This is a genomic window from Bacteroides sp. LFL-34 (assembly GCF_027257075.1).
Lineage (GTDB): Bacteria > Bacteroidota > Bacteroidia > Bacteroidales > Bacteroidaceae > Bacteroides > Bacteroides ovatus.
On the sequence record NZ_JAPQKZ010000003.1, the window covers coordinates 125,809 to 148,952 of the forward strand.

Annotated in this window: 13 protein-coding genes; 10 read left to right on the top strand and 3 right to left on the bottom strand. The window is 42.2% G+C overall.

The genetic code is table 11. From position 1 onward, the window contains the following. Positions 1-159 precede the first annotated feature (159 nt). From N5O98_RS02655 to N5O98_RS02675, 5 genes are all read left to right on the top strand, one after another. Positions 160-3,318: a SusC/RagA family TonB-linked outer membrane protein gene (locus N5O98_RS02655; RefSeq protein ID WP_004310356.1), complete on the top strand. Its 3,159-nt coding sequence runs from the start codon at positions 160-162 to the stop codon at positions 3,316-3,318. A gap of 27 nt (positions 3,319-3,345) precedes the next feature. Beyond that, the gene (locus tag N5O98_RS02660) at positions 3,346-5,118 is read left to right on the top strand and encodes a RagB/SusD family nutrient uptake outer membrane protein (RefSeq protein WP_004313855.1); all 1,773 of its coding nucleotides are present in this window, start codon (positions 3,346-3,348) and stop codon (positions 5,116-5,118) included. Positions 5,119-5,148: 30 nt separating this feature from the next. After that, positions 5,149-6,249, top strand: coding sequence for a DUF5017 domain-containing protein (locus N5O98_RS02665; RefSeq protein WP_004313854.1), 1,101 nt, complete (start codon positions 5,149-5,151; stop codon positions 6,247-6,249). Positions 6,250-6,476: 227 nt separating this feature from the next. After that, complete coding sequence (locus N5O98_RS02670) at positions 6,477-7,424, top strand: tRNA-dihydrouridine synthase family protein (protein ID WP_004313853.1); 948 nt, start codon at positions 6,477-6,479, stop codon at positions 7,422-7,424. Between the two features lie 54 nt (positions 7,425-7,478). Then, positions 7,479-8,756: a DcaP family trimeric outer membrane transporter gene (locus N5O98_RS02675; protein ID WP_008019293.1), complete on the top strand. Its 1,278-nt coding sequence runs from the start codon at positions 7,479-7,481 to the stop codon at positions 8,754-8,756. 417 nt (positions 8,757-9,173) lie between these two features. Here the strand turns inward: N5O98_RS02675 and N5O98_RS02680 are convergent, their stop codons facing one another. The 3 genes from N5O98_RS02680 to N5O98_RS02690 form a co-directional block, all read right to left on the bottom strand. Then, positions 9,174-12,245 carry a chondroitinase family polysaccharide lyase gene (locus N5O98_RS02680; protein WP_269495476.1) on the bottom strand — a complete coding sequence of 1,024 codons (3,072 nt, stop codon included), beginning with the start codon at positions 12,243-12,245 and terminating at the stop codon, positions 9,174-9,176. A 35-nt stretch (positions 12,246-12,280) separates the two neighbouring features. Beyond that, positions 12,281-12,973 carry a DUF6250 domain-containing protein gene (locus tag N5O98_RS02685; RefSeq protein WP_118161190.1) on the bottom strand — a complete coding sequence of 231 codons (693 nt, stop codon included), beginning with the start codon at positions 12,971-12,973 and terminating at the stop codon, positions 12,281-12,283. 115 nt (positions 12,974-13,088) lie between these two features. Further along, positions 13,089-14,459: an LruC domain-containing protein gene (locus tag N5O98_RS02690; RefSeq protein ID WP_008776119.1), complete on the bottom strand. Its 1,371-nt coding sequence runs from the start codon at positions 14,457-14,459 to the stop codon at positions 13,089-13,091. Positions 14,460-14,784: 325 nt separating this feature from the next. Between N5O98_RS02690 and N5O98_RS02695 the strand changes: the two genes are divergently transcribed. From N5O98_RS02695 to N5O98_RS02715, 5 genes are read left to right on the top strand one after another with little or no spacing between them, the layout of a single operon-like run. After that, positions 14,785-15,957, top strand: a complete 1,173-nt coding sequence (locus N5O98_RS02695; RefSeq protein WP_004298140.1) for a HEAT repeat domain-containing protein — start codon at positions 14,785-14,787, stop codon at positions 15,955-15,957. Between the two features lie 5 nt (positions 15,958-15,962). Next, positions 15,963-17,438: a glycosyltransferase family 2 protein gene (locus tag N5O98_RS02700; RefSeq protein ID WP_269495479.1), complete on the top strand. Its 1,476-nt coding sequence runs from the start codon at positions 15,963-15,965 to the stop codon at positions 17,436-17,438. A 30-nt stretch (positions 17,439-17,468) separates the two neighbouring features. Next, positions 17,469-20,438, top strand: coding sequence for a hypothetical protein (locus N5O98_RS02705; RefSeq protein WP_118161191.1), 2,970 nt, complete (start codon positions 17,469-17,471; stop codon positions 20,436-20,438). Further along, a complete protein-coding gene (locus N5O98_RS02710) occupies positions 20,413-22,566 on the top strand; it encodes a DUF4838 domain-containing protein (RefSeq protein ID WP_118161192.1) in 2,154 nt (717 codons plus the stop codon). Before N5O98_RS02705 ends, N5O98_RS02710 begins: the two co-directional genes overlap by 26 nt. A gap of 38 nt (positions 22,567-22,604) precedes the next feature. Beyond that, positions 22,605-23,120, top strand: a complete 516-nt coding sequence (locus N5O98_RS02715; protein ID WP_099146105.1) for a DUF1573 domain-containing protein — start codon at positions 22,605-22,607, stop codon at positions 23,118-23,120. Positions 23,121-23,144 lie beyond the last annotated feature (24 nt).

Below are 23,144 nucleotides of genomic sequence, written 5' to 3' on the forward strand. Positions count from 1 at the left end.
TTTATGAGAAAAGAAAAATTGTATGATTTTGCACCAATCTTGAATAATTCTATCCATATTAGAATATTCAATCCATCTATCTTTGCAAGCGTAGATTCAATAAAATCACTTAATTTTTAATATATGAAAAAACATTTATCCACTCAAACTAGAAAAAGGATGCTCTCCTCCATCGGACTGATCTTGTTTTCTGTTTCTTTTGTACTTGCACAGGTACTTGTTAAAGGTACAGTGAAGGATAACTTAGGAGAAGGAGTGCCGGGAGCCAGTGTCCAGGTAAAAGGTACTTCGCAAGGAACAATCACTGACCTTGACGGTAAATTTGCTTTTAACGTGCCCAATAAAAATTCGATATTGGTTATTTCTTTCATTGGTTATGTCACAGTAGAAATGAAGGTGGACACTCAAAAGCCAATGGTTATCACATTAAAGGAAGACACAAAGACATTGGACGAAGTGGTAGTAGTCGGCTATCAGGAGATACGCAAGAAGGATCTGACTGGCTCTGTTGCCAAAGCCAGTATGGCAGAACTGCTTAGCACTCCGACTGCTTCTTTCGGCGAGACATTGGGCGGACGTATTGCCGGTGTCAACGTAAGTTCGGGCGAAGGTATGCCGGGCGGACAGATGAACATCGTCATCCGTGGTAACAACTCTTTGACACAGGACAACTCTCCTCTTTATGTCATTGACGGTTTCCCGGTGGAAGACCCCTCCATAGCCGCAGCCATTAATCAGAACGATATCGAGTCACTCGACTTCCTGAAGGATGCCTCTGCTACCGCTATCTACGGTGCCCGTGGTGCCAACGGTGTCGTGATGATTACAACCAAGAAAGGAACAATCGGCCAACCTAAAATTAAATACGACGGAAGTTTCGGTATTCAGCATATCACCAAAACGATCCCGATGATGGATGCCTATGAATTCGTCAAACTACAGGCAGAACGTAGTCCCAAAGATATGGAAACTACCTACTTCATGAATTATGACGGTAAGAAATGGGGACTGGAAGATTATAGAAATATCCCGCAATATAACTGGCAGGATGAAATCTTCCGCAGCGCATGGATGCAAAGCCACAATGTCAGCCTGACCGGTGGTTCGGAAGGAGTTCGCTACAATGCTTCTTTATCTTATTATGACCAGGACGGTATCTTATTGGAATCAAACTACAAACGTGTACAAGGCCGTATGGGTACTACCATCCAAAAGAAGAAACTGAAAATCTATCTGACAACCAACTATTCAAGCACTACAACCACTGGTGGTTCTCCTTCCCAGAACTCATACAGTGGTATGAATAACCTGTTCTATAGTGTATGGGGATATCGCCCCGTGACCGAACCGGACAGACCATTAAACTCGTTGATGGATAACATCATGGACGACGCGATAAACAATACCAACGACTATCGTTTCAACCCTATCATGTCTTTGAAAAATGAATATCGCAAGACGTACGCGAACTATATCCAGTTCAACGGATTTGCAGAATATGAATTTATCAAAGGATTGAAGTTGAAAGTTTCCGGCGGTTACACGTTCGATACCCGCAAAGGGGAAACATTCAACAACTCGAAGACCCGCTATGGTAATCCGAAATCATCCGATAAGGTAAATGCAGAAATCTACCATTCTCAACGTGCAACGTGGTTGAACGAAAATATTCTAACCTATCAGACCAATATCAAACGGAAACATTTCTTCAATAGCATGGTAGGTGTAACCCTGCAGAATTCCGACTATGAATACTATTCATACAAAACGGTACAGATTCCGAACGAAGCACTCGGCATGGCGGGAATGAGTGAAGGAACTCCCAGTACGACTAAATCATTAAAGAGTTCCTGGTCTATGCTTTCTTTCCTGGGCCGTTTGAACTATAACTATAAATCATTGTATTATGCAACGGTTTCTTTCCGTTCCGACGGTTCTTCCAAATTCCGTGGTGATAACCGTTTCGGCTACTTCCCTTCCGGTTCATTGGCATGGGGATTCATGGAAGAAGATTTTATGAAACCATTGAAGTCTGTTGTTTCTTCAGGTAAATTAAGAGCAAGCTGGGGATTGACCGGTAACAACCGTGTAGGCGAGTATGATACGTATGCTTTATATCAGATATTAAAAGATAAAGTCGGAGATTTTATTTCGATCGGTAGCCTACCGAGTGGTGTATATCCGTTCGAAAACAGCCTGACAAGTGTAGGTACAGTGCCCACTTCCTTAAGAAACAGAAAACTGAAATGGGAGACTACCGAACAGTGGAACCTAGGGCTGGACTTAGGCTTCCTGGACGAACGCATCGGATTAACCGTAGACTGGTATCGTAAAACGACTCGTGATTTGTTGCTGAATACTGCACTTCCCACCTCTTCCGGTTATTTCAGTGCCATGAAGAATGTAGGAAAGGTACGCAATCAAGGTATCGAGTTCACATTGAACACGACCAATATCAAGAACCGTCATTTCTCATGGACTACTAACTTTAATATCGCATTCAACAAGAACAAAGTATTAGAATTGGCCGAAAACCAATCTTCTCTGTTGAGTGCAGCCAAATTTGACCAGAACTATAACTCTCAATACAGCTACATTGCCAAAGTGGGTTATCCGATGGGAATGATGTACGGATTCATCTACGAAGGTACATACAAATACGAAGATTTCGACAAAGTAGGTGATACATATACACTGAAACGCAATGTTCCGTATTTCTCTTCCGAAAGTAATACACAACCGGGTATGCCGAAATACGCAGACCTGAATGGTGACGGTATCATCGACGATAACGACCGCACTATGATCGGTAACGGTATGCCGAAACATACGGGCGGATTTACCAACAATTTCGAATACAAAGGATTTGACTTGAGCATCTTCTTCCAATGGTCGTATGGAAACGATGTATTGAATGCCAACCGCCTGTTCTTCGAGAACAGCAATAAGACACGTGACTTGAACCAGTACGCAAGTTATGCAGACCGTTGGACACCGGAAAACCCGGAAAGTAATATTCCGAGAGCTACCGACTCCGGTTCCAACAAAGTGTTCTCTACACGCATTATCGAAGATGGTTCTTTCCTTCGTCTGAAAACCGTATCTTTAGGATATACACTGCCGAAACAACTGACCAAGAAATGGAAGATAGACAATGCACGTGTATTCGTTGCCGGTCAAAATCTATGGACATGTACAGGATATTCCGGTTATGACCCGGAAGTATCTATCCGTGAAGGCGCACTGACTCCAGGACTGGACTTCTCCGCTTATCCGAGAGCCTACTCTATCAGTTTTGGTATAAACTTAGGTTTTTAATCAATCATCCTTCAAACAATTACGTATATGAAAACAATAAAAATAATCATCATATCACTTCTTATCGGACTTAACCTGACTTCCTGCGATTTCCTGGAAAAAGACCCGACATACACCACTCCTGAAAACTTCTTCAAAAATGAAGCGGACGCTACCTCTTGGCTGACAGGAACCTATGCCATTCTGGGACAAAGTTCCTTCTACGGAAATGAATTCTTATACCTTGTAGGAGGTGACGATCTGGGACACTATGGTGGTGCCAACCGCGGACCTAACAAAAGTGGGTTGATCTGTAACAATGCCAATACAAGTGATCCGGCCGTTGCAGCATTGTGGTACACATTATACTCCGGCATCAACAGAGCCAATATTTTCCTGGAAAATATTGATGCAGTGCCCGATATGAACGACGACACCCGCAAGCAATACAAAGCCGAAGCCCGTTTCTTACGCGCATTCTATTATTTCACTTTGGTAGAATGTTGGGGAGATGTACCTTTCAAAACTAATTCTACAGAAGATGCTTATAACCTCGCCATCCCGCGTACAGACAAACAGACGATCTATGATTTCATCATCAGAGAGATGTACGGTTCTGCCGAGGATCTCAAATCCGCCCAAGATTTGAACTACTTGCCGGGACGTGTTTCCAAATCGGCAGCTTGGGGTATGTTGGCACGGGTATATATGTTCAGAGCCGGCGAACCTAAGCGCGACAAGGAAGTAGGTTTAGCCAACAGTACGACAAATGCAGAGATTACAGAATACTTCAAGAAAGCGAGTTACTATGCACAGTTAGTCAGAAACGAAGGACATTCACTGACTGCCAAATATTGGGATTTCTTTATCGACATTTGCTCTGATAAGTATAACACAGCTCTCAATAAGGATGGTGCCAAGGCTAATGAAAGTATTTGGGAAGTAGAATTTGCAGGTAACCGTTCAACGGATGTACGTGCAGAAGGTAGAATCGGTAATATCATTGGTATTCAGGGTAAAGATCTTTCTTCCAAAGCATCCATCACCGGTAAAGGTGATCCGGGTTATGCATACGCTTTTATCTGGAATACTCCTAAACTGCTCGAATTGTATGAAGCAAACGGTGACATTGACCGTTGCAACTGGAACATCGCTCCATTCACTTACACCCAGTCAGCAGGAGAAGGTACTCCGGTAGACGGTCGTGAATTTGTAAAGGGAAAAAGAGATGAAGTGGAACAACAATACTGGGACAAATCCTTCAGCTATGGTAAAACAGAGCCGGGTTCCACTTACGGTGATCGTGAATCGAAGAACGATGCCAATAAGAACCGCAACAGAGCTGCCGCCAAATATCGTAGAGAATATGAAGCAGACAAGAAGAGTAAAAACGATACTTCCATCAACTTCCCTCTTCTCCGTTACTCTGACATTCTGCTAATGATTGCAGAGGCGGAAAATGAAGTCAACCATGGTCCTAATGATCTGGCTTATGAATGTATCAACGCAGTAAGAGAGCGTGCAGGAATCAACAAGCTTGCTGCAAATCTGGATGAAACCAACTTCCGGAAGGCTATCAAAGACGAACGTGCAATGGAACTCTGTTTCGAGTACACACGTCGTTTCGACCTGATCCGTTGGGGAGACTATTACAAACTGATGCAGGAACAAGTGGACAAGGCACAGGCTGACGAATCCTGGAAGTTCGGAATCAATGTATATACTTACTTCAATATTCCGAAGTCTTACAATTATTTCCCGATTCCTGCCAATGAAATAGGATCAAACGGTGCTATCAAGACGAATAATCCGGGTTGGTAATTCTCTTAATAACTTTAAAAAGAAAAGGACATGAAAACAATATATAAAAGTTTGATGACTATCGCTTTTGCCGGACTATCCCTGGCTTCATGCGACAAGGAATTAAAAGAAGAAACAGCAATGGAAGTGGGTGTGGTGACAGACAGCAATGTCAGCTTCGATGGCAAAACTGTGACTGTAAAAAAAGGAAGCCCTGTAACGTTCAGCTTCGATGGCGACCCTGATTTTATCAGCTTCTTCAGTGGAGAAATAGGCCATGAATACAAACATCGGGACAGAATTGAAATGCAACCGGAAGACGTAGAAAAATGTGAAATCAATTTCTCTATATTATATGACTATGGCAATGCGAAAACCATCGAAGGTTCTACTCACATATTAATATCCGATCGATTTGGAGGAATTAGTGGCAACAACGTGGAAAAAGACAAAGAAGCTGTTACTAACTGTGACTGGACGGAACTTGTCAGCCAGGAAGATCTTCCCAAAGCAACCAAAGTTACTAAAGACTATTCTTGCCCTTTGACTTCTTACTTGGGCAAGGAAATCAGCATTGCTTTCCGCCTGAATCCCCTTGACAACAGCGCTACAATGCCTGTTATACATATTAAAGGATTACAACTTAATCTAGAATTCAACAATGGGAAATCAACCACAATTAATGCAAAGAACTTCGAATTCTCGGCTTTAAATGTAACCTACAATTTAGATGATCTTTCAAAAAACAACACTCATCTTACCAAACTGAAGGAAGCATTAGGAAACAAAAATCTCACACTTGAAGAAATGAAAAGTGCTGAATATGCAGACAAGATAGCATACACCACAGTGGATGGTAATATTCCTTATTTTTGGAGAATTAGCCAACCAAACGATTTCGTAACTAGCGGGGGTAGCAAAGATTATACCAAAGGAGATACTTGGCTTATTTCCAATCCAATCCTCCTCAATGGTTCCTGCGATCCTGACGCTGGTGTAGCCATCAAAAATATCTCGCAAACATTAGAGATATACTCACATACCTACGAGGAGGCCGGAACATATACCGCTACCTTCGTAGCCAACAATGCAAACTACGTCCATCAAGGTGGTCAAGTAGTACGTGAACTGACTATAAACGTTGTAGAATAAAAGCATATCCCCCAATTTTTCTAACCTTCAATCATAGAAAACGTTTATAAAAATCAGACTTTAATCAATTTAACATCAGAAAGAGAGGGACCGCGAGGTTCCTCTCTTTTACTTTTACCATATCTTTCCACCCTCTTCCCTTTCTTCTCCTCCGAAAAAGCATTTTTCTTTACTCAACTAGCGTATAAATCAACATTTATATATAAGTTTGCACAAAAATAAAAACAATGCAAAAGACTCTTCCTATTCATTTTGCCCCATTACAAGGGTATACCGACGTGATTTACCGTAATGCTCATGCTGCCTGCTTCGGAGGTATAGATACTTATTATACCCCATTTGTACGACTCGAAAAAGGCGGATTTCGCCATAGAGATGTCCGAGGAATCGAGCCCGGGAATAATCAAGTACCCCATCTGATTCCACAACTGATAGCTCCCTCTTTTGAGAAAGCAGAAAAAATCTTATCCCTACTCATTGAAAAGGGATATAAGGAAGTCGATATCAATATGGGGTGCCCTTTTCCCATGCTGGCTAAACGCCACAATGGTTCCGGTATTCTTCCTTATCCCGAAGAAGTGCAAGCGTTACTTAGCTGGCTGATTACGGAATATCCGCAAATTAGTTTTTCTATCAAAATGAGGTTGGGTTGGGAAGATCCGGAGGAATGTCTGAAACTGGCTCCGATTATCAATGAGCTCCCCCTACGACAAGTGGTTATGCATCCCCGCTTGGGAAAACAGCAATATAAAGGAGAAGTCGACCTTAAAGCGTTTGAAGCCTTTCAGGGAGTCTGCAAACATCCGCTCATCTATAATGGGGATATCAATAGTGTAGAAGATATTCACCGCATTCAGGAACAGTTTCCCGGACTAGCCGGAATGATGATAGGACGGGGATTACTTGCCAACCCGGCATTAGCTTTGGAGTATAGACAAAACCGTGCACTCGAGTTCGATGAAATGAGAGAAAAATTGCAATCTATGCACAAATGCGTATACAATCAATATGCAGAACAGTTGGAAGGAGGAGACGAACAACTTCTGAACAAAATGAAAACTTTCTGGGAATATTTAATGCCGCAAGCAGACAGAAAATTACTGAAAGCAATTCATAAAAGCACAAGTCTCAATAAATATAATCAGGCAATCCTTGCCTTTTTTAATCAACGATGAACTGATAACCAGTAATTTTACGTAATTTTGCGCCCGTTTACAAACATGCACATTATGAAAAAATACATTCTAATCTTTCTTTGTCTGATAACCGTATCGGGCAGTTTCGCACAAATGCAGGATTTCAAGTTCAAATTCTACGGACAGATTCGTACTGACTTCTATTATAATAGTCGTGCTAACGAAGAAACCGTAGACGGATTGTTTTATATGTATCCAAAAGACAAAGTGCGTGATCCGGAGGGGAACGATTTGACCTCAACACCCAACAGTAACTTCTATACTTTATATTCACGCCTTGGAGTAGACGTTGCCGGTCCAAAACTGGGAACAGCCAAGACGTCTGCCAAAGTAGAAGTCGACTTCCGCGGCACAGGCACTTCTTATTCGGTCATTCGCCTTCGTCATGCTTATTTGAATCTGGATTGGGGTAAATCGGCTTTATTGCTCGGGCAAAACTGGCATCCGTTATTCGGAGATGTGTCTCCGCAGATTCTTAATCTCTCCGTAGGAGCACCGTTCCAACCATTCAGCCGTGCGCCACAAATTCGTTATCGCTATACAAACAAGAATTTCCAACTTACCGGAGCCGCAGTGTGGCAATCACAATATACTTCACAAGGACCGGAAGGGAAAACACATAAGTATCTGAAGCAAAGCTGTATTCCCGAAATTTACTTAGGATTAGACTATAAAAGTAAACAATTGCAAGCAGGAGTAGGCGTCGAAATGCTTTCACTGAAACCTAGAACGGAAGCAATACTCCATCATTATTTTACAGACCCGTATACCGGCTATATGCATTCAATGGAAACAACCTTCAAGGTGGACGAACGCATTACCACCCTGTCCTACGAAGCCCATGTAAAATATACGAATAAAGATTGGTTTATAGGTGCGAAGAGTGTATTAGGATCCAATCTGACACAAGCTTCCGGTTTGGGTGGATTCGGGATCAAGTCTGTCAACGAACAAACGGGAGAACAAGAATATACTCCGATACGTTTCTCCAGCTCTTGGTTCAACGTTGTCTACGGACAGAAATGGAAGCCGGGAATCTTCGTAGGCTATGCCAAGAATCTGGGAACAAGTGATGCACTATATGCTCCCAAAGGAAATGATGCAAAACTTTATGGAACAGGAACAGACCTTAACCAATTAGTTACGGCAGGAGCAGAACTGACCTACAATGTCCCCCACTGGAAATTCGGGTTGGAATATACATTAAGCTCTGCATGGTATGGTTCGCTCAATACGTCCAATGGGAAAATTCAAGATACCCATGCCGTATGTAACAACCGTATTGTTGCCGTTGCCATGTTTATGTTCTAACCTCTCTATACAATTATTTTAATTATATATCTGTCACCTGTCACCGATTGCTGCTTAACGGTTTGATTATTAACAATTAACACCGTGACAGCAATAGGTGACAGCAGTGTGACAACAATAATGCTGTCACCAGAAACAGATAAGCTACATTTCACAACGCGGAGGTATTCACTCCGGAAGCTCCAGGCAATCCTATTTATTTCATGAATGCATTACCCTTGTTTCTCGTAGGGAAACTTTTAGTTTCAAGGCTTGAAACCAAAGGTTTCGTACCGGGAAACTAAAGTTTCAGCATTGGGAAACTGTAGTTTCAGCACCTAGAAACAATAGTTTCAACGGCATGGAAACTATGGTTTCTCCAAGAGAAACTACTGTTCCCCTATCAGGGAAAGCAAATGATCTCCTATTGTCTGACTTTTATCTCCTTAACTCCACTTCAAAGCTAGCACCATCTTTGCAACTGAACTGCAAAACTGTTTGCTTCTTATCAGAAGAAATCACCTTGCAAAAGGGAGTTTCTTCTACATTCCATTGCCCTTTTATCGTTACAGTCACAGGTATTTCACCACTGGCATTTTCAATCCATGGTCGTGAATAGATACTACGTTCGATACGTTTCCCATCTTTATCAAACGCTTCATCGCTTGGACCGCGATACAAAGCCAAATCCGGTTGTGCCACCGTCAACTTAATCTTATCAGCAGATCCTTTATGAATCATAACCAGACAGGAAGTATCCACACGTTGTAATAAACCACCCGGCAATGTCGTTTCAGGAGTTTCAAACAACACATAAGAAATGATCTGTTCGGAAACGGACTCTACAATATGTGCATTCCGGTCTTGCTGTAATACCTTATAAGTGGGCTTCTTTGCAAATTTCTTCATCAGAGTTTCATTCATCTGAGGCAGAACAGCGTATTCATAACTTCCGTTTTTCGGTGCCTTTCCATGATCTACAACCAAAGAAACCCAATCACCCTTTGTTTCCTTTCCTGTATTTTGCATTCGCGAGTATTGAGGAAAGTTCTTCTCAAACCGGATGGGAGTTGGAACATAATAACCCGTTCCCAAATGGTCCACCCATACTTTCTTATCTCCTTGATAATTTTTCCAATAATCATGCCCTGCTTTATCAGTAACTGCCAATTGGAAGATAGTCGTTTCTGTCGGGAACTCCGTATTTGTATTTTCAATATCCGAACCAAGACAGACAATCATTCCATCGATGAAATGGTAAGATTTACGTGCCCGATGTGATCCGTTGTACTTATCATGCTCATGTAACTTCATTCCGAAATTACCATTCATCTTCTGTTGAGACAAACCACCGGCAAAAGCCTCGTCGGAGTAAAGCATCTCTTCTATTCCAGAGTAACTATCCACATTGAGCACCTTAGCCTGCAATTGCTCCAATGGCAAATGAATAGATGTCACTCCCGGAATACGGTTCCAGTCAAAACCTTCCTGCTGCCAGCCGCTAGTGGCGGGAGTTACTGTCTGTCCCGGTGCAGCAGTCAATATTTGCAAACTGCCGTGTGCCAGGTAGCGACCGTATAGATTTGCTCCCAGATAATGTTCTGCCGCCCATAGATAACGGGAATGTCCACGTGCCACAGCCGACCAATTGCTACGACGTTGAACAGAGACGCAACCATATCCCATCGCTATATTTCCCTGCGGGTCCGGTTCCAGACGGAAACCTTTCTCTATAAGAAGTTTTGCCACCTTACGTTCTTCAGCATTTGAAACCTTAGGCATATATTCGGGAGAGTCATTTGCAATACTTGGGTCTGAAATCAGACGGAGGTAAGAAGAAACCATTTCACTATCATATTCCTCCTTTCCATCGGGAGAACCAGCTAGAGCCATCATAGCAAAATGCATAGGAACCAGTTTACCTTTTCCATCCGGATGACGACCGGACATGGAAAGAGGGAAGTTCAGCTTATTGCAATAGAAACGCATGGTCAACAGTACATTTTTCACTGTTTCATGAGCTAACTCGGAAACAGCAAATTCCGTCCGGCTGAAAAGATAAATCATATTGGTTGCTCCATCGAGTCCGCCCACAGCATAAGCCGGATAGTTATTTCGATGATGGAAAGCACCTCCGTCTACTTTAAACGAACCGGATAATCCCAATGCAGGACGGCAACCAAAATCAATCCAACGGGAGAAAGACCGGAGATATTGTAGTTTTTCCGGTGTATCTTCCATCATTAAAATGCTGGCAATGCGTCCGGTGGTCTGTGTATTGAAAGAGTCCATATCAATTCCATTGACTTCCGGTTTAGGGTATACTTCGTTAGTAATCGCATACCAGCGTAATGTCCGTTCGGCTTCCTGAAGTTTCCCGGTTTCCCTAAGCACATCTTTCATCAGAAAATATGCCAGGTACAGACCGCGAACACTATAGCCATAATGATGGATGTTTCCCCAACAACTACCATAAGCTACTCCCTGATCGGTTATATGATCGTACATTGCTAAGAACTTCTTCTTCATTTCTTCCCGAATCACCGGATTTGCCGCATTATTATATGCAACGGCAATTCTTTTCATCAGGTCGAAATAAGCACGCATTTCCACTCCCATTTTAGTCAGCATATCTTTATCCCAGTTTGGTATGATCCGTTCATAAGCTTCTGAAGCACGTACCATGTAAATAGGTACTCCCGATACTTGGCCGTTCTTGTAAGTTATCTGATAGAAATCATATTTCTTGCGGATGGTTTCTACTTCTTTATCAGTCGTTTTTCCTTTCGTGTAGATCATATCACGAAAACGCTTTTCCAACAGTTGCATTTCTGCTCTTTGCTTATCGTCTACAGGAGTCAATTCAATATCCGGTTTCAAAAGCGAGTGTTGATAGACAACCAGCCAATGGTTGGTGGTCCCGGCATTGACAAAAGGAACTTGCAGATCGGCCGTCTGTTGACGTGCATCAACTTTAGTAGCCGTAATCAAATGATCGATGAAAAGGCTTCCTTTTGAATTTGGAGCAATAATCCGGAGTTCATTCATGCTTTCTTCCGGTGTGCCTTGCATATCACGTTCATAGCAAACCCATGCGGCACGCCAACCACTGAAATTAATACCAAAAGGGAAAGATGTGCATCGTTTGCCGTCTTTCAGAAACTGAAACTCAATGGTCGCATCTTGGGGAACTTCATTATAAACCCACACAATAAAAGCCGAAAGATATAAATCCTTGCCGGTCGGATCTTTCTTCTCAAACTTCAGGTCTTTCTTGAGTTCCAATATACCACCCGGTTCAAATGTCCATTCCAACGAATGTTTTCCATCTTTATAATGCAGATCAGATACCGACAGGCGGGAATGGGTAGCGGTGATACAATCCGGTATTTGCGGTTCTTCAAAAGAAAACATCCGTTCATCTGTTACAACTTGCGCATGAAGGAATGCTGAACACAAAAGAGAAAACAGAGTTGTCACTCCAAATTTAGTAAAAGGTTGTTTCATCATGGAAATATAGTCTTATTAGGTTTTCAGTATATAAGTCAAAGTATAGTCGCTCTAAAATCTGTAAAGAGTACGTGATTCTGCAAAAGACGTAAACCGAAGTGTCCGTCACCTTCACTACCCGCAAGGGTATAGCGAAACAACTCTTCATCATTCACAGAATAAGTTGTGATTCCCTTTTCCACTCGAATCCGAATCTCATACCATTGATTGGGGACGAGTAAATGAGAGGCATCGGTATATTCTTTCAATAAAGGTTTCACCTTGTCATCTGCCACTCCATAATATTCTCCTTTGTATCGACGGAAACGGGTCGTTGAGTTATCATTTCCTCCGTATCCAACGTAGAAAAGGTTTAATGTGTTATAGTTTTTAAAGATGCCGTCACGCCACTGACTACGGGCAAAAAGATCATCAGGGTATTTAGGATCATTGGCAGCCCAGAAGCAGTTCAGATCACTCAAGCGGTCATACTTTCCACCTTGCATCACCATACAAATACGATAACTTATTTCATAATCGCCCGTCAATCGTTGCCGATACCACATAGTCAGTCCGTCCGGAACTATCAATTCTAATGTATCTGCACGTTCTATTATTTGCAAAGCATGGGATGCATCTTCTATTTTCCATTGCTGCACAAAAGAAGCTTTGTGCTGTGCCAAAAGCACCACACTATTTAAGAGAAAAAAAGTAATCAAACTGTAGCCTATAAAAAATCGCTTCGTCATTACGGTATTAGTTTAAAGATTATTCTTCCGAATACAAAGAAACCCCTCTTTTCGAAAAAAGAGGGGTTCAAATTGTACAAAATAACTCAAATAACGTATTGACTGATAATTTGCATTACCAATATCTTATAGTTTTTTCATCAACAAAATTCTCATACCATTTCTGGTTTGAAGCACCCTTACTATCTACCCATTTAGTAAAATCAGGATATGCTTCTCTAAATGGTACACGTTCATAAGCATGACGTGTGCCAACCGGAAGTTTAACTCCCCAAGTGGAACCTTTGGTATTTGAATAATAAACATTTGCATCCAGTGTAGTGTCACCCGCAACCAATGCTTCATATTCTGCTTTGTAAGCAGAAGTCGGTGCATAACCCCTCATGTGTATTTCTTTACCACCGTTCACCTTAATAAAGAAATTCTGTCTATTAGTATCTAAAATCAACTCTCTAAATGCTGCAAGCTGAGCATCTCTTTCAGCTCCAGTTAATCCTTCTTTACCAATCAGTCTAACTTCAGCACGCAACATAGGTAGTCCTTCTCTTACTTTTCCTTGTGTTACCTGAAACATATCCTGATTATTATCCATCAAAGAAGTTAAACCATCCAGTGTAATAACAGTTCCTTCCGCTTGTGCTTTATCCACTGTCAATATTGCGAAACGCGGTTCTTTGCGAGTATCATTACTCCAATTCCAATTTTTATTTTCAACTTTCACTATATTTTTTGTAGAAAGTTCCTCTTTAGCTAAGTCTGTCATTGTTCCCTGACCACCTTTTAGTACAAGGCTTGCAGTAATCCGATCAACATACTCGCTTTTCAAACCATCCAGTACAACACCTAACACAGTCGGGTATATACCACCTACAGCACGAACATCCAAAGTCAACAACAATTCTTCTTTACCTCCTACAGTCTCCATCATCTGTTGACTATGACATTCAGTCACCTTCAAGTCATACTCGAATACAACATCGTTGAAATCTTCATCATACCATGAATCCAGTTGAATAGGCCAACCATCTTCGAACATCACCACACCTGTGTTATGATAGAAAAGATAGCCTTGGTCCGTTTCATTTGTCGGCTGCACTGCATCTTCAGGAAGCGCAAGAGTTACCGATGCCAGACGGTTTGTTTCAAAATTGAAACCAGTACTCTGATCTACACCACGACTAACAGGAGACAAAGCAAATTCTTTTGTAGCTTCTGTTCCCGAAACTGTATTGTATTTCATATACACTTTCTCGCAAGCAGCAGGAACATTCAACGTAAGAGTACGGGAATCTTTCACTAATACATCTCCCACAAGCAGACTCGCTTCAGAACCACTTTTATCGGAATATACATTCACAAGTGCAGAAGCATTTACCGGGTCAACAGTTCCCGAACCATCGTTACCTTTTTCCAACTCATTATCAGAGCAGGAAGTAGTAACCAACATTGTCCCCATAAGGACATACATCAAACTTTTAATTTTCATCTTAATTTAATTTTTAAATTTATTGTTTGTTTTTGTTTCGCATGAGAACCTGGCTTATCACACTTATTTTCAGGCTCCATTTGTTAACTTATCAAAAATATATTTAACTCCTAATAGCTTTTTGCTTGCCTTTATTTGTAATTTCAATCCTTTCCATCGAGAATAATCACAAGAGCTAAAATAGGGCTCAAAAGGCCTGTTCATGAACACTGGATAATATATACAAGTTATTTCGTATATTTGCATTAGACAGAACATTCAATACAACAAATATAGAGCTTTTATTCCGAATATACAAGTTCTATATATAAATATATCAAGGGAAATGGATCAAGTACTGTATGGTATAGATTACATAGAATATTATTTCTATTGGATATATTACAAGTTTATTGGCTATCCTTTAATCATAAGAATATGCTCAATTGCTGTAATGTTTTGTATTATTGCGTACTTATTTCTCCTATTCCATATTATATATGGTATATTTAAAAGGCGAAAAGAGAAGCGGAAATACAATAAAGCATTTGATAAGTATTATGAAGAAATGAAATCTATCTCACTAGATTCCAACACATTGAGTGAAGAAGAGATAGCTGACAGATTAGAATATGATACGAAAAAGCGCCCGAAACCTAACGAGTTACGCATTATCACTCAACTATTAACAGAAATCAAGAGTGTGCATGAAGATGAGATCAATGAACTAAACTATCAAACGATTCAAACCGTATTCCAAATCACACGTTTCCTTGAACGCGAACTTCAATTCGGTTCCAAAAGATCAAAGATACAAGCTCTGAAACTTATTCAGTCCATCAATGGGTATGCTTCTGAAGCGGTATTGGTGCGTTTCCTCTATCATCGTGAACTAGAACTAAGAAACTCGGCACGCTACACTTATATGTGGTTAAGCCAGGGTGACCCGTTCCGCTTCTTCGACGAAGACATCGGCATGAAGTTAAGGCAATGGGACATGATGGAGTTACACGCTATCTTGGAGCACCGTAAGAAAGTGGGATATAACACACCCACCTTTATTAAATGGGTGAATACTTCAGCTGAAGAAAACGTTAAGATATTCTTTATCAACGAAATCCGGCTATATAATGAAACCGAAAGTGCCCCAATTCTCGCGAAGCAACTCAATGCCCGTTCTGTGGAAATACGAGGTGAAGCGATCAAGACTTTAGGTAAACTAAAATACAAAGAGGTTGAACCTAAGCTGATTGAAATGTATAATGTACAACCGGAAGAAGTCAAACGACAAATCATTTCGGCTATTGCGGATCTAAAGACCGATAAGGCTTTAGGATTTCTTTACAATGCTTATGATGAAGCAGATAACTGGGGAACCAAGAGAGTCATACTCAAAGCCCTCTATGAGTATAGTGCAATGGGAAGGAAAACATTCGATCAATTGGAAAGAAAAGCAGATTCCCACACAGCTATATTGTTTGCCCACACCAAGCATCCGTTAATCAACCAGTTAAACTAGAGAACATGAGAGATATAATATTTACATTCTTCAATTATTTCGTATTCTTTTATACGAGCATGCTGGCGATATTCTTCGTCACATTCGCCTTCCTCTCTTTCATTTCTCTAAAACGGAGAAAGGATTACTATGTGGAAAGCTATATGCGGAAAACAATCAAGGAATCCCCCTATACACCAGGCATTTCGGTAATTGCTCCTGCCTTCAATGAAGAAAAGACAATCATTGATAATGTGAACTCCATGCTTGCATTGGAATATCCGCTTTTCGAGGTGGTTATTGTAAATGATGGAAGTACGGACAGTACATTGGAAAAGATGACCGAATATTATGAACTGGTAGAAGTGCCCTATGCTTATATCGAGCGAATCAAAACCAGACCGTTCCGAAGACTCCTCAAATCCTCCAACCCGAAATACAGCCGACTCATCGTTGTAGACAAAGAAAATGGAGGAACCAAAGCGGATGCATCCAATGCGGGTATCAACGCTGCTTCTCATCCTTATTTTATCTGCACGGATGTGGATTGCATTTTGGAAAAGTATGCTCTTTATCGTTGTATCTCGCCCATTATATCTTCAGAAAAACAAGTAATTGCAGTCAGCGGAACGATGTTGATGGCTAACGGATGCGTCGTGAAAGACGGACAAATCATAGACGTTAGAACTCCCCGTACACCGATTCCACTTTTCCAGAATCTGGAGTATATGCGCTCTTATCTGATTGGTAAGATGGGATGGTCCGCTATCAATGGTATGCCGAATGTTTCCGGTGGATTCGGTCTTTTCGATCGTTCGGTAGCGATTGCAGCCGGAGGATACGATGCTCCCTCTTTTGCCGAAGACATGGACCTCATCACCCGCATGGTAGGATATATGTGCGACTTCTCCCGTCCTTATAAGATCGTACAGATTCCTGATACTTGTTGTTGGACGGAAGGACCTCCCAACCTGGCAATGCTTTACCGGCAACGTACCCGTTGGGCACGGGGATTGTTCCAGACACTTAATATCCATCGTAAGATGATTTTCAAAAAGACGTATAAACAGATGGGACTGTTAACTCTGCCTTATATGTTCGTTTTTGAGTTTCTAGCGCCGATCATCGAGCTCGTCGGTTTGATAGTATTTATCTATCTGGCCTTTACAGGAGCAGTCAACTGGAACACGGCATGGATGATTTACCTGACGATCTATACGTTCTGCCAGTTCCTTTCCATCGTTGTTATTACCTACGACTACTATGTCGGGATGCTATATAAAAGAGGATACGAATACCTGTGGATTATCATTGCGTCCATATTAGAGCCTATCTTCTATCATCCCATCATCACTTTCTGTTCATTGAGAGGATACCTCAGTTATCTGACCAATAGAGACTTCAAGTGGAAGAACATGGAACGTAAGGGATTCAAGCAGAAAGAAGAAAGTGCAGACGGTACTGATATAACGGCAATGAAGCCCGAACCTGCTACGATTTAAACAAGAAAGAAAGATTAAAGACAAGATAGAATGAACAGAGAATTTCTCCATAAGATCACCATATTAGGTTGTCTGTTTTTACTGATAACCTCTTCCTCCGGGACCGACAACGGATTCCAGACACCGGAGCAATATGCCCAGATTGTACAGGAGCATTTTGCGAACGAGGAATGGGAAGCAGGGAAAGAGCTGTTGGAGGAGGGCCTTCAGAAATACCCGAATGTTTCTGACCTTGAATGGCTCATGGGAAAATACTGGTTCCACGAAAAGAACTATGACCAGTCGCGTTATCATCTTGTCAAAGCGATAGATGACAATTACAACAACGTCAATGCCAAACATCTGCTGGTAGACGTAGAAGATATCACCGAGAATTATTCCAGTGCTATTTGTTACGTTAATGAGTTGCTGGAAGTGAATCCGTATTGGAGAGGTTTATGGCGAAGAAAGATTGAACTGTACCGCAAGCAGAACAACGATGTGGAAGCAGACCGCCTGTTGAAACGAATCAATCAGATTTACCCGAACGATACGATTCTAAGGAAGGATTATATCTACAGCATGGAGGTAGGCTACCAGCAAATAAAAAAAGGCGGTAACCGAAAAGAGGCTATCGAAAAGCTGACGGAGCTTATCAAAGTATCTCCTCAAAACGAAGAATATTATCTGGACATCATTAACCTGCATTTACAGGAAGGAAACCGGGAAGCTGCTCTAGGCTGGTCATCCAACGGTTTGGCTGCCATACCGGGAAGCGGTGCGCTTATCGTCAAAAGGGCGAGTATCCTTAGTGAATTGGCACGTTATCCGGAAGCTCTGGTGTTTATACGCGAGCAAATGCGAAGAAACAACAGCCCTGCCATACGGCGTATGTATAACGACCTGTTAATGGAGGCTGCCCGAGCAGAGAAGCAGCGGGATCCTTATGTATTATATGGCATGGCCTACGAAGGAGGTAATAAGAACAAGGAAGCATTAGACTACCTGCTGAACACTTCCGTCACCCGGGGATATACCGATGACGCACTCTTCTATATCAGAGAAGCTAAAAAACAATATGGCAACAATGATAAAGGAATTCTTTATAAAGAATATATGCTTTATCGCCAGATGAATGAGGATGATCTTGCCTATTCAACGCTGAAAAAGATGTATGAGATGTATCCTGATGATTATGATATTACGCTTGCCATGAGCGCACAACACATGAAGAAAGCTGAAAAACTGATGGAACTTGGTCTGTACGCAGAAGCATTGCCGCACGTATTGTTCGTTTCTCAAAAACATGTAGACGACAATGAAGTGAACGGTGCCGCATGGGAAAAAGCCTTGAGTTGCTATATCAATATGAAACGTTACAATGAAGCACTTGCAACATTGGACACCATCACTCTTCACTTCCCTGATTACGAAAACGGCACGTTGAAAAGGGCATTTATTCTCGATAAAATGGATAAAACCGAAGAGGCTTTGCAACTGTATCTATCTGCCATCGAGCAGAGTGATGAGGATATGCGCATTTTCTATGTTATCGGATACGAGGAACTAGCAGTGCCGTACATCAAGAAATGTATGGAAGCCGGAGCTACGAAGAAAGCATACGAGGAATCTGTTAAGCTAATTAGCCTGAATCCATCAAGCGATCTCGGATTACGGTATGCCATCAATTCGTCCGGTTTACTCGGAAAATACGATGAATTCGAGAAATATACAGTACAAGGAATCAATTATTATCCTGAAGAACCATTCTATCAGGCTAAAAGAGCTACCGTGCTTGAACGTGACAAGAGATACGAAGCTTCTTTGGAATTCCTGAAGCCGATACTCAACAAATACCCGAGCAACAAAGAGATTATAGGCGCATTCTCACAGAGCAGTGAATACCGTGCCCTGCAACTGACAAAGGCCAAAGAACCGGAAAAGGCTCTCGCTGTTCTTGATACAGCTTTGCTTTATGACAGTCAGAACAAATCATTGAAGTACACTAAGGGAGTGGTATATGAAGCCAACCGTCAAGCGGATTCAGCCTATTATTACCAAAAGTACTACGAGCCATCCATCATGGAATATCGCTCTTTCCAACGACATTTATCGGGCCTTAGAAGCATGATGCTCAAGAATGAGATTGCTTTGACCTACCTGCGTGCACGCTACGGAGAAGAAGACATCATTACCTCCGTTGCCACCGCTGAATACACTCGAAAAGGCCAGAAGAACAGCTACACGGGACGTCTCAACTATGCAGGACGAAGCGGCTCGGCAAGCGACAGCATGGAGGCTGAAGAACAGACACCGGGAGGAGTCGGCATTCAGGTACAAGGTGAGTGGACGCATCACTTCTCACCGAAGTGGAGCCTCACGGCCAATGCAGCCTTTGCGACCAAATACTTCCCGGACATAACGGCTGATGTCGCTTTACGGCATTATCTCAAGAATGATTGGGAAATAGGTGCACATGTGGGTTATAGACGGGTAGCCGCCTACACAAAGCGTTATGAATGGAACGATGAATTCTTTGCAGGTGGCACCGGAGACAATGGCTATCTGTTTACGGGTTGGAATGAGTCAAAAACTAACCTACTCACTGTAGGCGGAGAATTAGCCAAGACCATTGAAGTCGTTCGTCTCAACACGAAGATAGATATGCACTTCTTCAACTCCAACTTCTATTACAATGCTCAGATTGGCGCCAAATACTTCCCGGCTAATGACGGAAAGACAAATATCAACGCCATGGCAAGCATCGGATCGGCACCGGAAACGGCCGTACTGGACTATGCGCTGCCCGGCTCTTTCTCTCACACCAATACTATGGTGGGATTGGGAGGCCAGTATATGGTCAGTCCTAACATTACCATAGGTCTGATGGGTACCTGGAATACTTATTATAACCAGACCAACACCGTGCGAGGGACCAGTCCGCTCAACCCGATAGAATCCATATCGACACGCTATAAAAACTTATATAACATTTATGCACAAGTTTATATTTCATTCTGATACGCTTGGCCCTGTATTGGCAGGAATGATATGTATTTGCTGCCTTTTATCCGGCTGCCGTATGCAGGCACGCACGGAGATGTTCCCATCTAAAGAAGGGTATCTCGTCACCATTGGTGAGGATCCGACCGACAGAGACACCCGGTGGGCGAAATACCTGTACGAACATCTCAAGAAGCGTGCAAACGACGATGAAATAGTAGCTTTTGGCGTTTCCGAAATGGACATGTGGCGCATCATCATACAGATAGACCCAACATTGCAGAGAGGATTCAAAGTAGCCTGCAAAGGCTCTGATATCAGACTGACCGCAAGTGACGACAAACAAATGTTATGGCTGCAATACCAACTGATAAAGAAGATCAGCAAAGAAGACCCGCGTATAGACGGTTCGGATCTTCCTCCCGCCCTTATCAATCTCAACGATACTTGCGGAGCTTTTGCATTTGACTATCAAAGTATTTATTCTCCATACGGCCTGAACGCCGATCATACAGGCGTTATCGGCCTGAACAACTTTGACGACAGCTGGGGAATATGGGGACACAACCTGCGAAAAGTCTTGGGAAAAGATGCAGAGAAAGTATATGCCACCATTCACGGGAAGACAGATGACTCACAACTGTGTTTCTCTTCCGAGGATATGTATCGCCAGATAGAAAGTTACATCGTAGATAACTTCGGTGAAAAGGGGAATTTCCGTTTTGTAATCGCACCGGATGATACTCCGTACGCCTGTACGTGTGCCACCTGCACCGCATTAGGAAATACAGAGAAGAACGCAACTCCCGCCGTTACGGAACTGATCCTCCGCCTGTCGCAGCGTTTTTCCAAACACACGTTCTTTACGACTTCCTACCTGACTACGCAACAAGTCACAAACAAGCAGCTCCCGCCTAACGTCGGGGTAATTGTCAGCACTATCGACTACCCGCTCCGCCGGACAGACGGCAAGGACGAGCAAGACAAGAAATTTGCGGAACAACTCGACAACTGGAAGAAAGTAACGAACAACATCTATATATGGGACTATATCAACAACTTCGACGACTACCTCACTCCTTTCCCCATATTAAAGATAGCCCAGCAAAGACTCCAACTTTTCAAACAACACGGAGCCAGCGGCATATTTTTCAACGGAAGCGGTTACAGCTATTCTTCCTTCGATGAAATGAGGACTTTTGTATTATCAGCCCTTCTTATCAACCCGGAACTTCCGGTTGATGAGTTAATTAAAAGCTATTTCAATCAGGAATACCCGGTATCCAAAAAATGGCTGTACGATTACTACACAGAGCTAGAAAACAACGCCCAATCCGGAAAGCGGCTCGGACTTTACGTCGGTATCAGAGAATCGGAAAAAGGATTCCTCTATCCGGAGAAGTTTATCAAATTCTATGATGAAATGGGAGATTTTGTATCCGAAGCAAAAGGGAAAGAGCGCAAAAAGCTGCACGAGCTCCAGACCGCCTTGTCTTTCACGCGCATGGAATTAGCACGTGACCACAGTTTCGACGCTTACGGATATGCCAAGCGGAATGGAAAGGATATTCAACCGCTTCCCCAAGCTCGTAAATGGGTCACCCAGCTCAAAGAGCATCAAGCATTTGCCGGAATGGAATATTATAATGAGTCAGCTTATGAGATTGACTATTATATAAAGGAATGGGAACAATATATACTTGCTTCCGACATAAAGAAAAGTTTGTTTCTGGGAATGAATCCTTCCACAACCCCTAAACTAAATAAAAATGATTCAAAGAAACTGACCGACGGCACTCACGGTTTACCCGGAGACTATCATTGCGGTTGGGTTATCATTCCGGGAGAAGAATGTACCATCAACCTACCGGTTAAAGGACTCAATGCATCAGGAACATTCTATATCAGTTTTCTGAATCTTCCCCGCCACCGTATCTATGCTCCACAGCAAGTTCAACTGTTGAAAGACGGAGTAGCCTATAAAACAATAGACTTGAAACCGGAAGACTCCCCAGAAAAAGGAGAAATGATGAAAGCCACCGTTCCGGCAGACTTGAACGGAACAGAACAATTAAGCATAAAAATCAGTTGTTTAAAGAAGCCGGGAACGCAAATGGGTATCGATGAAATTGCATTCATCCCTTAAATGCTGAAAAAGTGATATAACAAAAATAAATGGCAACAATGAATAAATCTATATTCTATATTTTACTACTGACGGCACTTCCGCTCTGCTTTACAGGGTGCAGGAAGGAAGTACGTCCCACCAGCATGACGATAAAAGATTCCGTCAGACACTATTACCCTATCAAGCAAGGTCAGCAACTCGATATCATGTTTACCATCACCAACACGGGAGACGCTCCGTTAATCATTTCAGAAATGCAACCTTCCTGTGGCTGTATCATTCTGGATAAAAGTTCGCATATCATCATTCCCGAAGACGGTATCAGGCAATTCAAAGCAACCTACAACAGCATCAAGAATGTAGGCGAAGTGGTTCACCGCATCCGGATTTTCGGCAATATGCTCCCCGACGGGAGAGCCGAACTTAAATTTGATGTTAACGTAGTCCCCGATGCAGACTATACACGTGATTATGAAGAACTCTATCAAGAGTTCAACACCAAAAATGGTATTGTCAGAGAGATGGTGGATGGAAAAGAATCTGAACTGGGATATTATGTCGGAGAACCGTAATCGATATCATGTATCAAGTATCAA